This window comes from Clostridium weizhouense (assembly GCF_019431045.1).
In the GTDB taxonomy this organism is placed as follows: Bacteria; Bacillota; Clostridia; order Clostridiales; family Clostridiaceae; genus Clostridium; species Clostridium weizhouense.
The window spans coordinates 336,110-352,118 of sequence record NZ_JAHXPT010000004.1; the positions used below are offsets into that span (position 1 = coordinate 336,110).

A 16,009-nucleotide genomic window follows, 5' to 3' on the forward strand; every position below is an offset into this window, starting at 1 on the left:
ATCACACCTTACTTAAAACTTTATTAATCCACTAGATCTAAATCGTTTAATTTCCCTTTTTTCTTTAACATTTTTAATAAATCTTCTGGAGTTTTATTAATTATAAGCTCCTCTGGAAATTCTATTGACTCTAACATTTCAATTGCTTCAGTAAATTCTCCTATCTTAGTGCAAAAATGTGCATCACTATTTATAACTAACTTAGCACCATATTTTTTACACAACAAGGCAATCTCAGTACAATTATTCTTACTTCCTACTCTAGAAGTTGTAAAAGAACTATTGTTAATTTCAATTAAAACATTATTTTCATAAGCACATTTTACTACTTCTTCAAATTCTACTGATATTTCTGGATTTCCAAGATGACCTATAACATCTATTTGTCCTTGTTTAATTGCATTTATAAATGCTCTTGTATTTTCTTCCTTAGTTCCTACTTTATAAACTCCAGGATGAGGATGAATACTCCCTATAACAACATCTAATTTTTTTAATGTATCTAAATCCATGTCTAAATTTCCATCATAATCACTTATATTTGCTTCTACTCCATAAAGCATAGTAACACCATACATTTCTCTTGGAAGCACTTTAAAATTATTAAAATACCATATATGAGGAGAATTAGGCATAGTTATGCCATGTTCTGTGGTTCCTAATACCTTTATTCCTTTTGCTGAAGCTGCTTTTGCATTTTCCATTAAAGTTGAATAAGCATGACCACTTGCTATTGTATGAGTATGAATATCTAATGCATATTTCATAAAAATCCCTCTTTTCACTTTAAGCACATTCAAAAAAATAGTAGAATAATATTCTCATCTATTTTACATCATACTAAGTCAATAAATTTAACTAATAGCTCATTACTAACTGACCTTGCTTCCTTGTCTGAAACATAATATACAACGTCTCTTTTATCTATTATTTTATTTCATGTGCTTAATTTTTTTATCTTTACCAATTATCATACTATCATACTTAAATTATAAATCAAACCCAATAAAACTTTTATATGGAATATTTAATGGATTTAAATACATTATTATTTGCTTTTAATACATTTTATATATTAATACCTAATCCATTACTCCTTTAAAGCGATTAACATTTATGATATTATTATTTAAAGCACATTCAAAAAATAATGGATCATTATTTTTATATATTTTGTCTCTTCATCTGAAACATAATATATCAAACATCATTGTTAATCTATTATTTTATGTGCCTAAATAGCTTTTAATAGGTATAAACTTAAGGAGGATTTTATGATTAAATTAATTGCAACAGATATGGATGGTACTTTATTAGATGAAAATAGTAATTTACCTGAAAGTTTTACAGAAGTTTTAAACTTAATAAGAAAAAAAGATGTTAAGTTAGTTATAGCTAGTGGAAGACCTTATGCTACATTACAAACAAATTTCGGTCCTATGGCTAACTATTTATCATATATAACTGATAATGGTGCTTTAGTATTTCACAATAATGAATTAATATTTAAAGATGTTATGTCTAATGATATCGTACAAGACATATTAACAAAAGCAAAAACTATACATAATACTACTGTCGTATTATGTGGTATTAAATGTGCTTATATAGAAAAGTGTTCTGATGAATATTTAGAAGAAATTAAAAAGTATTATGTTAATTATGAAGTTGTGGATGACTTAAGTAAAGTTGACGATGATATAATCAAAGTTACTATTTGTGATTTAGAAACATCTATAAAAAATTCAAATACAATTCTTGAACCTTTATTTGGAAACAAGCTTAATGTAGTTGTTGCCGGTCCATTATGGTTAGATATAATGAATAAAACCGTTAATAAAGGTACTGCTTTAAAGAAAATAATGGATACTTTAAATATAGCTAAAGATGAAGTTATGGCATTTGGAGATTACTATAATGATATAGAAATGCTAAACCAAGTTGAACATAGCTTTGTAATGAAAAATGCTCCAAAAGATATGAAACAACATGCAAAATACATAGCAGAAAGTAATGAAGATTACGGAGTATTAGGTGCAATAATGGAGCACGTAATACTAGCATAATATTTTTAAGAGTTAATATTGTAGTATAAACAAAGTTCTTAGTCTCAGGTGAAACTTGCTTTCAACTGAAGGTTAGAAATTCTTATCCATGAGCTAGTATCTGTTATAAAATTATAGATACTAGCTATCGGATAAATTTCATAGACAAGTGGATTTTACCCTTATACTACAGTATCAACTCTATTTTTAAATATATTCTGCTGTACAAATCACATATAATAATTAAATTTCTACTCTATTTCTTTTTTCACCTTTATTATATGCTTTAATATTTTCTATTAGGTTATCAAATAACCTATCTCTAGCTTCTTCACTTGCCCATGCTATATGTGGAGTTAAAACTATCTTTTCTTTATTTTTAACGCTTAATAGAGGGTTATTTGAAGGTATTGGTTCTACTTCAAAAACATCTAATGCCGCTCCACCTATAATGTTTTCATCTATTGCTCTAGCTAAATCTTCATCTACGATTATAGGGCCTCTTCCCATATTAATTACTATTGCATCATCTTTCATTTTACTAAATGCATCATAGTTCATTAATGCTTTAGTATTATCATTTAAAGGAGCATGAATTGAAATTATATCTGCTTTCTCTAATAATTTTTCAAATGATACTCTTTCATAATCTGAAGTTGAATTTTTACCTGATGTTGAATAATAAATAACCTTTGCGCCAAAAGCTTCTGCAATCTTAGCTACTCTTCTTCCTATTGCTCCCAGACCAACTATTCCCCATACCTTAACATCTATATCTTTATATGTTTCATCTAAATTAGTAAATATTTGTGATTTTGAATATTCTCCTGACTTTATATAATTATCAAAATAAGCAATCTTATCATATAAGTGTAATAGTGTAGCAAAAGTATGCTGTGCTACTGTATTAGTAGAATATCCTGCCACATTAGTTACAGCAATTCCTCTACTTTTTGCATAGTTTGTATCTATATTATTAAACCCTGTTGCCATTTCACATATTAATTCTACATTATTAGCTTCTTTTAAATTTTCTTCATTTAAAACCACCTTATTAGTTAATATAATATTAGCATCCTTTATTCTTAGCTTTACATCCTCTTTTGAAGTTATATCATAATATGTAACCTTTCCAAACTCATTTAATTTAGAATAGTCTACATTTCCTAAAGTTTTTCCATCAAGTATCACTATTTGTTTCATAAAAAAACTCCCTTTCCTTGTTTTTCACTTTCTTTTATTATATCATAAGCTAAGATATATAAAACTTATGATATATATGCTTCTAACTAGAATATTGTTAATTAAAGATATAATTTTCTATAAAAATCATATAAGGCACATTCAAAAAAATAATAGACCAGTATGCTCATCTATTTTGTGTAATACTACGTCAGCAAATTTAGCTAATAGCCCACTATTAACTAAATTTACTTCCTTCTCTGACGCAAAATACACAATGCCTCTTTAATCTATTATTTTATTTCATGTGCCTAAAAGATTATAAATGTATTAACTTAATTAGAGCATATATATTTAGATTTTAAAGGAGATTTTTATTTATGTTTATTTTTACGTATAAAATTCCATTTCAGAATGTAGATACTACAATTGAAAAACTACAATTTAACGATATTTTTAATGTATTTTATGAAAGTCCATTAGAAATAACTACAGATGAATTTGGATATGGCTACTTAGAAAAAGAAAATGTAATTATTGATTTAAAAGTAGTTTTTGATGGTGAAAAAGAGAACCTTACTTCATTTGAATCTTTAGTTAACTCTATAATAGAGTCAGAACCAATTAATATGGTTGAAGAAAACTATACTTATGAAGAACCTAATTTCCCTGCTATACATTTAGATAATAAATGGGTATTAGCATCCCCAGATGAAGACTTTCCTGGTAAACAAAAAATAAATTTCATATCCCAAGGGGCCTTTGGTACTGGATTACATGAAACTACACAAGATATATTAAGATATATCTTATCTAAAGATTTTACTAACCTTAATGTATTAGATATAGGTACAGGGTCTGGTATACTTGCACTAGCTACAAGTATTAAAAATGCAAAAAAAATTTGTGCACTAGATATTAGAGATGTACGAGAAGAAATTGAATTTAATTCTTCTTTAAACAATATTAATAATATTGAAGTGCTTGTTGGCGATGCATTAAATAATGAAGTTAACATAGAAGGTAAATTCCATTGGATTTACATAAATATAGGTGGAGAAGAAACTGAAATGTTTATGGACTATATCAATTCTCATATTAATGAAAATGGTAAATTATTAGTCTCTGGATTAGTTGAATGGAGCTTTGATTCTATTAAAGAAATTGTTGAATCTAAAGGTTACAAAATAGAAGAAAAAATACAAACAAATGAATGGTGTACTGCTATTTTCAATAAAATAAACTAAATTTGCTCACACAGTATCACATAAAATAAGCAATTATACTACTGATCTATTATTTTCTTAAATATACCTTAAAACATACAAAAATAAGAAAGCTGATTCAAAATTTAATGAATCAGCTTTTATTTTATATTATTTATTTTATAGATGTCTTTTTAATATTCCAAATTTCATCACAATATTCTTTAATTGTTCTGTCACTTGAGAATACTCCAGCACTATAAAGATTAGCAAAACATTTTTTAGCCCATTTCTTCTTATCTTTATAATCTTCGAATACTCTATCTTGAGTTTCCTTAAATGATTTAAAATCTGCTAATAGATAATATTGATCTCCTTCTTCTAATAATGAGTTATATAGATCTTCAAAATCTCCACTTCCACCATCATTAAATGTACCATCAATTAAAGTATCTAACACTCTTTTAATATTTTTATCTTTTTTATAATAAGTTGTTGAGTCATATTCTTCTTTAATCTTATCGATATCTTCAACTCTTAATCCAAAAATGTAGTTATTTTCTTCTCCCGCTTCATTAACAATTTCTATATTAGCTCCATCATAAGTTCCAAATGTTGGTGTAGCATTTAACATAAATTTCATATTACCAGTTCCAGAAGCTTCTTTTCCTGCTGTTGAAATTTGTTTTGATAAATCTGCTGCTGGGAATAATCTTTGAGCATATGAAACTCTATAATTATGAACAAATACCACTTTTATTTTTCCATTTATATCCTCATCATTATTAACAAGTTCCGCTATTTCATTTATAAATTTAACTATTGATTTTGCTCTTACATATCCTGGGAAAGCTTTTGCTCCAAATATAAAGCTTGTTTTAGGAATATCCATATCTGGGTTTTCTTTGATTCTATAATATAAATCTAAGATATACATAGCATTCAATAATTGTCTCTTGTATTCATGTAATCTTTTAATTTGAATATCAAATATTGAATTAGGATCTAATTCAACTCCTTCTTCATTTTTAATATGTTCTGCTAATTGAGTTTTCTTTTGAAGCTTAATATTCATAAGTTCTTCTAATACTTTATCATCATCTTCAAACTTCTTTAACTCTTTTAATAAATCTAAATTTTTAACCCATTCTTCAGTACCTAATAATTTAGTTATAAATGATGATAATTCAGGATTACATAATCTAAGCCATCTTCTTGGAGTTATTCCATTAGTTTTATTTTGGAATTTTTGTGGATATAATTTATACCAATTATTTAATTCACTATCTTTCAATATATCTGTGTGTAACTTTGCAACACCATTTACAGCTTTTGATACAAATATAGCTAAATTAGCCATTCTCATTTGTCTATCAAATATAATTCTAAATTCATTAATCTCTTCTTTAGTATAATGTTTCTCTTTTAATTCTTTTATTAATTCTTTATCTATATCTTTAACTATTTCTAATATTCTAGGGAATAGTTTCTTTATTAATTTAATATTCCATTTTTCTAATGCTTCTGCTAATATTGTATGGTTTGTATAACCAAAGAAAGTCTTAGCATATTCTAATGCATCCTTAAAGTTAACACCTTCTTCATCCACTAATAATCTAATAAATTCAGGAATTGCAAGTGTTGGATGAGTATCATTTAATTGAACAAAATTATTTACACTTATATTTTCGAAATCGGTACCGAATTTTTGTTTGTGTTTTCTTATAATATCTTTTAGTGAAGCACTTACTAAAAAGTATTGTTGACGTAATCTTAATATTTTTCCTTGATCATTTGAATCATTTGGATATAATACTCTTGAAATATCTTCTGCTCTATTTTTTAAACTAACAGCTTTATCATATTTTTGCTCATTAAATAAAACAAAATCAAACTCCTTAATAGGTTCACATTTCCATAATCTCAATGTATTTATATTCTTTGTTCCATATCCAATTATTGGAGTATCATATGGAATAGCTCTAACTTTCATATCTGAAAATTCTACTATTTGTGCTTCTCTTTCTTTTCTTACACTCCAAGGATCTCCATATTTTAACCAGTTATCTTCACTTTCAGTTTGAAATCCACCTTCAATATTTTGATTAAATAAACCATTGTTATATCTAATTCCATAACCATTTAGTGGTACATCTATAGTTGCTGCTGATTCCATAAAACATGCTGCAAGTCTTCCAAGACCACCATTACCAAGTCCAGCATCTTCCTCTATTTCTTCTATTTTATTTATATCTATATTTAATTCTGATAACACGTCTTTAGCATCATCATATAATCCTAAATTCATTAAATTATTTCCAAGAGCTCTACCCATTAAATATTCAGCTGAAAAATAATTTGCACTTCTTCCAGAATTATAAGATTCACTAGTATTTTTCCAATCATCTACTATATCTTCTAATACAGTTAATGAAAGCGCATTAAATATTTCATATTCTTTTGCATCATCTACTGTTACTCCATATTTTACTTTTAAATATCTATTAATACCTTTTTTCATATTCTCTTTATTCATACCTAATCGCACCTTCCATACATTTTTGTTATATTATATATTTTATTTGCTAATTTATCTGTAAAAACATCATTCTTAAATCTCCATCTCCAATTAGTTCCTAATGTAGATGGAACATTTATTCTAGCCTCATTTCCTAAATTTAAGAAATCTTGCATTAATCCTACTGCTAAATACGCTTTACTGCTCCAAACACCACGTATAAATCCCCAATTGTAACCTTCTTTTCTATTTAAGCCAAGATATTTTATAGCATTTTTAATTTCTCTTTTACTACCAGTCTTTTCAAACCAACCTCTAAATGTATTATTATCATGAGTTCCTGTATATGCTACATATTTTTCTTCATAATTATGAGGTAAATCTTGATTTGAAGAATCTGATGTAAATGCAAATTGTAATATTTTCATTCCTGGAAATCCTGAATCTTCTCTAAATTTAACAACTTCATCTGTTAGAAAACCTAAATCTTCAGCAATAATTCTAATATCTCCAAGTTCTTTTTTTATTGCATTAAATAATTTCATACCAGGACCTTTTACCCATTCACCATTTTCAGCTGTTAAATCACCATAAGGTACTGACCAATAAGATTCAAATCCTCTAAAATGATCTATTCTTGTTACATCGTAAAGTCTTGCACTTTGTCTCATTCTATAAATCCACCATTTATAATTGGTATTATCTATATACTCCCAATCATAAATTGGATTTCCCCAAAGTTGACCAGTTTTTGCAAAATGATCTGGTGGACATCCTGAAACCTTTAATGGAACTAAAGTTTCTTGATCTAATAAAAATGCTTTTGGATTAGCCCATATATCTGCACTATCTTCTGCTACATATATTGGAATATCTCCTATAATATCTATATCTAAATCATTAACGTAATTCTTTAAATTATTCCATTGTTCAAAAAATTTATATTGAATGAATTTCCAGTATTCGATTTCATCTTGAAGTTTAATTTTATACTCTTCTAAGACTTCTTTCTTTCTAAGTTTTATGTCCATATCCCAAGTCTGCCAACTTTTTAATTCGAATTGTGATTTTATTGCCATATATAATGAGTAATCATCTAGCCAAAAACTTTCTTCTTCTTCAAATTTTTTTAAATCATCTGGTTTATTAAGTTTAAATCTCTCATAAGCTATCTTTAAAATCTTCATCTTTTCTATAAATAACAAACCATAATCTATATCTTCTGGATTAGTTCCGAAATTAACATTAGCATAATCATACTTCTTCAATAAACCTTCTTCTTCTAATAAATCAAAATCAATAAAATATGGATTACCAGCAAATGCTGAAAAAGATTGATATGGAGAATCTCCATAACTAGTAGGTCCTATAGGAAGCATTTGCCAATATTTTTGTCCTGCTTTCTTTAAAAAATCTGCAAATTTATATGCTTCTTTTCCTAATGTTCCTATACCAAATTCTCCTGGTAAGGATGCTATTGGCATAAGAATACCACTTTTTCTTTCCATTATTTCTCCTCCTTCAATTTCAAACCCTTAATTTTTTTATATTAACTTCTTACAAGATTCTCTTTCAATTAATTGAGTATCAAGTAATATATGTTTATGTTCTTCACTGCCATTAATTAATGCCAATAATAAATTCACACTTATCTCCGACATTAAATTTCTAGGTTGTTTTACAGTTGTAATTCCTGGATTATAGTATTTGCTTTCATCCATTCCATCAAACCCAACAATAGATATATCCTCTCCAACTTTTAATCCACTATCAACTACAGCTTTTGCAGCTCCAATTGCCATCAAATCTGAAAGAACAAAAATAGCAGTTACATCCTTTCTTATTTTTAATAAGTTCATAGTTTCTTTATATGCCTTTTCACAAGAATAATCTCCTATTAAAATAAGTTCATCATTTATATTTATATTTTCTTTCTCTAATGCATTTTTATATCCATTTAATCTCCACCAACTTACTCCAAAATCATTAGTTTCTCCTAAAAGTAATGCTATATTTTTGTGTCCATTATCTATTAAATATTTTGTTGCATCATAAGCAGCTTTAATATTATCAATTCCTACAGACGAATAATTTGCTTTTCCTTTTTTAGACATGGTATTCACTGATGTTAATACTATTGGTGTGTCTAATCCACTAAAACTCTCATCAGTAATATCAATAAAGTTACCGCCTAGGCATATAACTCCTTGTAATTTTTTCTCTTTAATAAAACCTATAAGGTTTTCAACATCTTGACAGAAACTAAAATCATTTTGTTGGAGAATCATAGTATATCCTGCTTTATCAATAGTTTTACCTATAACATTTATCATTTGTGAGAAGAATGGGTTAGATACACCTTTGATTAAAACGCCTATATTTTTAGTATTATTTTGTTTTAATATTCTAGCGCTATTATTAGGTATATATTTATTTTCTTTTATTACTTCCCATACTCTCTCTCTTGTGCTTTCTTTAACATCTGGATGATTATTTATTACTCTAGATACAGTACTTACTCCAACCCCTGCAAGCTTTGCAATATCTCCTATATTCATAATACTCCTCCTATGATATTTCTAAAGTTATTAGAAATTACCGGTATCGATTCCGTAATAATACTATTATACCTCTATTGCTTAATATATATCAATAAAGTATTTTGTTTATTCTACAAATTACTACATCAATTTCGGAACCGTTACCAAACATTGAGAAAAATTTACTTTTTCCCTTTCCATATAAAGAATGCTATTTTAAATAATATAGCTTCATTAAAACTTCTAATATCATAAGAAGTGTACTTTTTTATCTTATCTAATCTATAAATTAATGTGTTTCTATGAACATATAATTCTTTTGCTGCTTCGCTTAAGTTTAAATCACAATTAAAAAACACCTCAATTGTTTTTATAGTATCATCATCTAAATTATTAAATCCATTATTAAATTTAGTTAATATTTTTAATTTGCTTTTTTCACTTAAACTATCTATAATGCTTTCAAATAGCATACTCTTTTCATTAATAATCCTATTAGATAAATTATATTTTTTAGCTAATCCAATTTTACCTATATTCTCTTCATATAAGTGACTTATAAAATTATATTCTTTAATTAAACAATAACTTATATAACATTTTTTATATAAATCAACATCAATAGTCCCAATTATACTAAATATGTGTTCTTCTATTTCTTCAAACACACCAATTAAAACTACATAACCATCATATTCAAATATAGTAATATCCATATCTGAATATATATTTTTTAAAAGCTGTATTAATTCATGTGTTTTTTCATTTAAAGATATAGTTATTAGATATGTATCTATTAACGGATACATTATTTCTTCTAATTTTTCTTTTGATATATATTCATTTTTCAGTAATGAAATTACAATTTTCTCTTTAGAACAATATTCTTCTTTATATTTATTTTCAATGCAAAATTTAATAATCTTTAATGAATCTTTAAATCTATCATAAGTTTGAATTATGCATAACTCACTTTTAATATAAAATCTATTTTCTACTAAATTTTTTTCAGCAGAAAGTATAGGATTAGTTCTAAATATAACTTCATTGTTTAACCAAACCTGAAATGGTATTTCACAGCTTTTATATAATTCTTCTAAATAAGTAACTAATCCATACATACTTTCACCTCAAAGTTAAATTATTCTTAATTCACTATCTTTATCAAATATATGAATACATTCATTTTTTACATATAATTTTATAGAATCGCCTGTTTTAGATTTAGTGGTTCCATTAACTCTTGCAGTCATGTTATGTCCTGCTGCTACAAAATAAATATAACTTTCAGCACCCATAAGTTCAACTACTTCAACATTACCTTTTATAATTGATGATGGATTTGCTGCAATAATTTCATCATTATCATCTAAATGTTCAGGTCTAATTCCAAAAGTAACTTCTTTATTTACATATCCCTTGTCCCTTAATTTTTTAACTTTATTTTCTGGTAATAATATACTATTCCCCTCAAAGTTACAATATAATTTTCCATCTTTTTCGATTACTTTACCATTAATAAAATTCATTTGAGGACTTCCTATAAATCCAGCAACAAATATATTTGTTGGAGTATTATATATATTTTGTGGAGTATCTACTTGTTGTATTATACCATCTTTCATTACAACGATTCTAGTACCCATAGTCATAGCTTCAACTTGATCATGAGTAACATATATAAATGTTGTTTGTAACTTTTGATAAAGTTTAGCTATTTCTGTTCTCATTTGAACTCTTAATTTAGCATCAAGATTTGATAATGGCTCGTCCATTAAAAATACTTTAGGTTCTCTAACGATTGCTCTTCCTAGTGCAACTCTTTGTCTTTGTCCACCTGATAAAGCCTTTGGTTTTCTAGTTAACAAATGTTCTATATCTAGTATCTTTGCTGCCTCTTTAACTTTTTTATCTATTTCATCTTTTGGCACTTTTCTTAATTGTAATGCAAAAGCCATATTATCATAAACTGTCATATGAGGATATAAAGCATAGTTTTGGAATACCATTGCTATATCTCTTTCTTTTGGCTCTACGTCATTAACCAATCTTCCATCTATATATAATTCACCCTTAGAAATTTCTTCAAGACCTGCTACCATTCTTAAAGTTGTTGACTTACCACAACCTGATGGGCCAACAAAAACTATAAATTCTCTATCTTCTATTTCAAGATTAAAGTCACTTACAGCAGTTACATTACCTGAGTAAATTTTATAAATATGTTTTAATGACAAACCTGCCATTTTAATCACTCCCTTTAAAAATATCCTGATTTTTTCTATGTCTGTTTATATATATATTGTACAATTGTAATCCTTTAAACTCTATATTAAAAAATTCCAAAACTACTTTACTTTTTTTGTGAAATACTACTAAAAAATATAAATTCATCGTAAAATTCTATAATATTTACTCAAAACACAACCAAATATAAAAATACTATGATTAATTATAAACTTAACCATAGTATTTTCCTAAATAAATTCTATTAAAACTTATCCACGCTTTTTTATATATTATTTTTCATTAATTTATTTCCCACTTTAGATATAATCCCCTTAGAATATGATTGAACTAAATCCCCTTTATACTTAATAGACTTATTACTTATTAGATCTATTACACATCCATTATCTTTATCATTGATATAAACTTTACCTGAATAATCTACTAATATATCTTCCTTATCAACTGCCTTATCTAATTTAAGCTGTTTCCATTCTTTATACTTATCAGATGCAACAGAATAACATATTTTATCTACTTTTCCGTTATTCTCTGATCCAAAATATACATTATCATCTATATCTGTTCCTAATACTTTAGGATTATTAAAATTAGGTATTGATAAATTTCCTCTACTATCTAATATTGTTACATTTGAACCCATTTCCATTATTGCATTAGCTCCAGTAGTTGGTACTACAATGTTACCTATATCTTTATTATCTCTTTTCTTTTCTAGCTCATTCATTATATTTGCATAATATAAATCACATTTTCCATTACTTTTTCTTATTTTTATATATAAACTATGCGTTCCTATTGAAAATGGTATATCTTCAACTTTATCCCCACTATTTTCAACCTTAACTTTCAATTTATTTATGTTAAAATCAGAAAGTTCTGTTTCATCTCCAGTTTTAGCATTAAATGCTATGGGTTTAAAATAATATTTTCCTTTTTCTTTTATCTTTTGAATAAGTATTATACTATCTGAATTCGTTACCCATTTATAAAATACAACTTCTCCATTTAAGCTACTTTTTAATTCTTTATCTTTATTATCGTTACTATCTAATATATTTATCTTTCCATTTTTTAAAGAAGCGATAAATCTTCCATTAGATGATACTTTAAAATCATTTAACTCTTCTTTTAGTTTAATTTCTTTTTTTTCATTTTTAATAGATTGCTTATCATCAGATTTTTCTATTTTAATTTTCATATCTGATGATAAATATATAGTTTCTATATATAAAAATATGGTATGTTGAATTAACAATGCTATAATCGTAAAACTTATTATTATTCTTAATTTTTTCATAATTTACACTCTCCTAATTATATAAAATCTTTACTCTTCAACGTAAAAGGCTGTAGCTACTGTCCTCTCACCATCCCAAGCATTAGGAGAATTTATTACATCACCTCTATAGTACATTGTTGTTGAATATCCACCATCAAGCATCCCTGCATTTATAGCTCCACTATCCAACATAATTTCTTGAACATCATATAAACTTGCCCCTGGTTTTAATAATTTTCTACCATCTAAAACTAAAAATAATACTGTTCCATCTTCTTTTTGCCCTACAGCAGTTCTAGGATTAAATCCTTCTTCAAATTTGTTTTTTATTTGCTTTTTGCCATTTATTATAATATTGGGTGGCCTAAAACATATTGCTTCTTGCACATTTAATTTCTTTAATTGTGATAAACTACGATTTCCAACTATTAAAACTCCCGTTTTAGTAAATGCAATAACATTTTCTTTTTTATTTTCATTATACTCTGAAGTCGGATATATAACCTTACCATCTGAAATTACAAATCCGCCTGGTTCTCCACCAGTTCCAGCATAAGTCACCCCATCTGAAGATTTATCTACAAATGATCCTCCATTAATAGCTGCTACTGCATTATGTTCTTCTGCCATCTCACTAGTTTTTTGTCCTAACTTACCTAAATGTTTAGTCATGGCTACTTTAACTTTTAATGGATTTTTTATTTCCAATATATAACCATCGTATCTATCAGTATGTATATCATATTTAATTACTTCGTTTCCTGTCTTACATTTAACATTTACTTTGTTTATGTCAATTGAAGAATTTACTTGAACACTTTCTTCAATATTTGAATTATCTTGATTTACTCCTAATATATTATCTAAAATATCTTGAGGTACAAATTTATTGATTAAATATGAATGTCTTGTTGCTAGTACAGTAGATATTAAAACTTTTCTTGTATTATCATATGGGCCATATAATAATACTATTGGTGTTGTTATTATTAAAAATACAATAATATATAATATACCGGTAATTACTGGCACTTTTATCGATTTATTTTTTTTCTGCTTTTTTCTTCGTTTTTTTCTTGGTAATCTTTTTTTTACTTGTTTATTCATACATCCCTCCAAAGTTCTGAAATATATTTATATTCTTTCCTATTATAGCAAATTATTACATAAGATGTGTTACAAAAAAATTACTATATTAATGATCTGTTCTTTGTAAATTATTATCTGCTGGAGTATAAATTTAATCTAATGAAAAAAATAAATCTATAAATCTATTTAAAGATGTTTTCTTCTAAATTGAAAATTTTGAAATATAATCATTTATATATGGAAGAAAAAATAATTACTCCTAGACAAGCTTTAAAGGGATGTAAAAAAACAAAATTGAGATCTATTTATAATCTTTTACTTTCTTAAAGAATCTATATATTATTACTTATAAATATAACGTGTTTTTACAAAAAAATTGTATTTTTCTAAATTCTACTTAATTTATTGCCTTATTTCATAATACCAACTACCTAATTTATCTTTTAGCTCTTGGCATTTGCTCATAGGTAATATTTGAGTTTCTATCCAAATTCCATTATCATTATGCTTTATATAACACCTAACATTTTCAAAATAACTCAGTACATACTCTAGGTCTACACCTTCAAATTCCCTATTCCCTCTATATCCATTAGGCAAATAATTAGTAATTATATATCCTGTTTTTTTATTATTTATTAATATATCTTCATTAAAATTGTTCATATCTACATAAGTATTTATTCCGTCAACTCTACCTTTTTCAGTAAATTGATGACCTGCATAATTATTTTTCCATATCTTTGTTTGCATCGGAGTATCTACTCCATAATGAGCTATCCAACATGCATATTTAGCTAATCTATCATCTAAATTATCATTTGCAAAATATGGACCAGTATAAATACATAAAGGTAAATTACATAAACTCTCAAATTTCTTTATAAATCTTAATGCATAATCCATAACATCAAAATTATTAACTTCTATGTCTAAACATGGCTTTAAATCATTTTGTTTATTCACTATATTATTATAAAAATTTTCTGCCTGTGTTTCTGGTGATGATGACCCTACTAAAAAATGATAAAAACCAACTTTTAAATCTTGTTTTAACGCTTCACTATAATTTTTTTCTAAATACTGATCTTGATAAGTTGTTCCTTCTGTCGCTTTTATATATACTAATTCAATCCCACTTTTTTTAACCTTATCAAAATCTATTTCTCCATTATGATTACTTATATCTATACCTTTCATTTAATCTCTTCCTTTTCTAATAAATTAAATAATAATATCCTATATTTTAAAATAGTGTTGATATTCTAGTATAAAACTCCTGAATAGATGAATTTCTTTAAATTATTCCTTTTTATTTTCTTTAGACGATATAAATGGTAAATCAAGTCCATCTGTTTCAGGGTTATTTAATATACCTAATATAACCCCAATACTACAAATTGCTTGTACAGTATTAATTACTCTCTCACTGTCCACTAATATTCCATTAGTAGTAAGTATTAAAATTATAAGTGACACTAAAGTAATAATTGTTCCTGAATTCTTAATTCTTCCTATCAATTCTTTTTCTTTCATATTTAATTTTACCTTTCAATCTTAATTTTAATTTCTTTTACATCCTCTTTTATATCTTCTACCACATTAAACTTTTCAGCTAATGCGTCCAACAAACTCTGATACTTTGTTTCCCTATCTCCCGTGGTTTTTAAAACATATAGTAGCAGGAAAACAAATAATGCATAACCTAATCCCTGACTTAACGCCATTTTCATTATTTCATCCATAAAGTAGCTCCTTTCAATATTGTCTTTTCTGCTTATAATTAGTTATTGAAATTTAAATTAATCTCTTAAAAATAGACAATAAAAACCTGCTAAGCAAAGTCAATACCTTTTTAACAAGTTTTTTGCTTTTTTGTATTAATAAAAATTTGCATA

14 protein-coding genes are annotated in these 16,009 nt (G+C 26.2%); 2 read left to right on the forward strand and 12 right to left on the reverse strand.

Translation table 11 applies throughout. From position 1 onward, the window contains the following. Positions 1–23 precede the first annotated feature (23 nt). Positions 24–767: a phosphatase gene (locus KYD98_RS07745; protein WP_219779038.1), complete on the reverse strand. Its 744-nt coding sequence runs from the start codon at positions 765–767 to the stop codon at positions 24–26. A gap of 507 nt (positions 768–1,274) precedes the next feature. Here KYD98_RS07745 and KYD98_RS07750 point away from each other — a divergent pair. Beyond that, complete coding sequence (locus tag KYD98_RS07750; protein ID WP_219779039.1) at positions 1,275–2,066, forward strand: HAD family hydrolase; 792 nt, start codon at positions 1,275–1,277, stop codon at positions 2,064–2,066. A gap of 222 nt (positions 2,067–2,288) precedes the next feature. Here KYD98_RS07750 and KYD98_RS07755 read toward each other — a convergent pair whose 3' ends face one another. Beyond that, complete coding sequence (locus KYD98_RS07755; protein ID WP_219779040.1) at positions 2,289–3,248, reverse strand: D-2-hydroxyacid dehydrogenase; 960 nt, start codon at positions 3,246–3,248, stop codon at positions 2,289–2,291. Positions 3,249–3,607: 359 nt separating this feature from the next. Between KYD98_RS07755 and KYD98_RS07760 the strand changes: the two genes are divergently transcribed. Beyond that, on the forward strand, positions 3,608–4,474 hold the full coding sequence (locus KYD98_RS07760; protein WP_219779041.1) for a 50S ribosomal protein L11 methyltransferase: 867 nt from the start codon (positions 3,608–3,610) through the stop codon (positions 4,472–4,474). Between the two features lie 133 nt (positions 4,475–4,607). Here the strand turns inward: KYD98_RS07760 and glgP are convergent, their stop codons facing one another. The 10 genes from glgP to KYD98_RS07810 all read right to left on the reverse strand — a co-directional run bounded on the left by glgP (position 4,608) and on the right by KYD98_RS07810 (position 15,856). Continuing rightward, positions 4,608–6,968, reverse strand: a complete 2,361-nt coding sequence (glgP, locus tag KYD98_RS07765) for a glycogen/starch/alpha-glucan family phosphorylase (RefSeq protein ID WP_219779042.1) — start codon at positions 6,966–6,968, stop codon at positions 4,608–4,610. A 2-nt stretch (positions 6,969–6,970) separates the two neighbouring features. Then, the gene (gene malQ, locus KYD98_RS07770; RefSeq protein ID WP_219779043.1) at positions 6,971–8,458 is read right to left on the reverse strand and encodes a 4-alpha-glucanotransferase; all 1,488 of its coding nucleotides are present in this window, start codon (positions 8,456–8,458) and stop codon (positions 6,971–6,973) included. Positions 8,459–8,494: 36 nt separating this feature from the next. Continuing rightward, the gene (locus KYD98_RS07775; protein ID WP_219779044.1) at positions 8,495–9,508 is read right to left on the reverse strand and encodes a LacI family DNA-binding transcriptional regulator; all 1,014 of its coding nucleotides are present in this window, start codon (positions 9,506–9,508) and stop codon (positions 8,495–8,497) included. Positions 9,509–9,672: 164 nt separating this feature from the next. Further along, positions 9,673–10,611 (reverse strand): PucR family transcriptional regulator, encoded by a 939-nt coding sequence (locus KYD98_RS07780; protein WP_219779045.1) that lies wholly within the window; start codon positions 10,609–10,611, stop codon positions 9,673–9,675. A 15-nt stretch (positions 10,612–10,626) separates the two neighbouring features. Further along, positions 10,627–11,736 carry an ABC transporter ATP-binding protein gene (locus KYD98_RS07785; protein ID WP_219779046.1) on the reverse strand — a complete coding sequence of 370 codons (1,110 nt, stop codon included), beginning with the start codon at positions 11,734–11,736 and terminating at the stop codon, positions 10,627–10,629. 266 nt (positions 11,737–12,002) lie between these two features. After that, complete coding sequence (locus tag KYD98_RS07790; RefSeq protein ID WP_219779047.1) at positions 12,003–13,040, reverse strand: hypothetical protein; 1,038 nt, start codon at positions 13,038–13,040, stop codon at positions 12,003–12,005. A gap of 30 nt (positions 13,041–13,070) precedes the next feature. Continuing rightward, positions 13,071–14,129, reverse strand: coding sequence for a phosphodiester glycosidase family protein (locus tag KYD98_RS07795; RefSeq protein ID WP_219779048.1), 1,059 nt, complete (start codon positions 14,127–14,129; stop codon positions 13,071–13,073). Positions 14,130–14,513: 384 nt separating this feature from the next. Then, positions 14,514–15,311 carry a GH25 family lysozyme gene (locus KYD98_RS07800; RefSeq protein ID WP_219779049.1) on the reverse strand — a complete coding sequence of 266 codons (798 nt, stop codon included), beginning with the start codon at positions 15,309–15,311 and terminating at the stop codon, positions 14,514–14,516. A 102-nt stretch (positions 15,312–15,413) separates the two neighbouring features. Beyond that, a complete protein-coding gene (locus KYD98_RS07805) occupies positions 15,414–15,647 on the reverse strand; it encodes a hypothetical protein (RefSeq protein ID WP_219779050.1) in 234 nt (77 codons plus the stop codon). An 8-nt stretch (positions 15,648–15,655) separates the two neighbouring features. Beyond that, complete coding sequence (locus tag KYD98_RS07810) at positions 15,656–15,856, reverse strand: BhlA/UviB family holin-like peptide (RefSeq protein WP_219779051.1); 201 nt, start codon at positions 15,854–15,856, stop codon at positions 15,656–15,658. Positions 15,857–16,009 lie beyond the last annotated feature (153 nt).

Coding starts and splice junctions, on each gene's coding strand:
- KYD98_RS07800 (WP_219779049.1), bottom strand. CDS start 15,311: ATGAAAGGTATAGATATAAGTAATCATAATGGAGAAATAGATTTTGAT.
- KYD98_RS07745 (WP_219779038.1), bottom strand. CDS start 767: ATGAAATATGCATTAGATATTCATACTCATACAATAGCAAGTGGTCAT.
- KYD98_RS07775 (WP_219779044.1), bottom strand. CDS start 9,508: ATGAATATAGGAGATATTGCAAAGCTTGCAGGGGTTGGAGTAAGTACT.
- KYD98_RS07755 (WP_219779040.1), bottom strand. CDS start 3,248: ATGAAACAAATAGTGATACTTGATGGAAAAACTTTAGGAAATGTAGAC.
- KYD98_RS07790 (WP_219779047.1), bottom strand. CDS start 13,040: ATGAAAAAATTAAGAATAATAATAAGTTTTACGATTATAGCATTGTTA.
- KYD98_RS07805 (WP_219779050.1), bottom strand. CDS start 15,647: ATGAAAGAAAAAGAATTGATAGGAAGAATTAAGAATTCAGGAACAATT.
- KYD98_RS07780 (WP_219779045.1), bottom strand. CDS start 10,611: ATGTATGGATTAGTTACTTATTTAGAAGAATTATATAAAAGCTGTGAA.
- KYD98_RS07785 (WP_219779046.1), bottom strand. CDS start 11,736: ATGGCAGGTTTGTCATTAAAACATATTTATAAAATTTACTCAGGTAAT.
- glgP (WP_219779042.1), bottom strand. CDS start 6,968: ATGAATAAAGAGAATATGAAAAAAGGTATTAATAGATATTTAAAAGTA.
- KYD98_RS07760 (WP_219779041.1), top strand. CDS start 3,608: ATGTTTATTTTTACGTATAAAATTCCATTTCAGAATGTAGATACTACA.
- malQ (WP_219779043.1), bottom strand. CDS start 8,458: ATGGAAAGAAAAAGTGGTATTCTTATGCCAATAGCATCCTTACCAGGA.
- KYD98_RS07795 (WP_219779048.1), bottom strand. CDS start 14,129: ATGAATAAACAAGTAAAAAAAAGATTACCAAGAAAAAAACGAAGAAAA.
- KYD98_RS07810 (WP_219779051.1), bottom strand. CDS start 15,856: ATGGATGAAATAATGAAAATGGCGTTAAGTCAGGGATTAGGTTATGCA.
- KYD98_RS07750 (WP_219779039.1), top strand. CDS start 1,275: ATGATTAAATTAATTGCAACAGATATGGATGGTACTTTATTAGATGAA.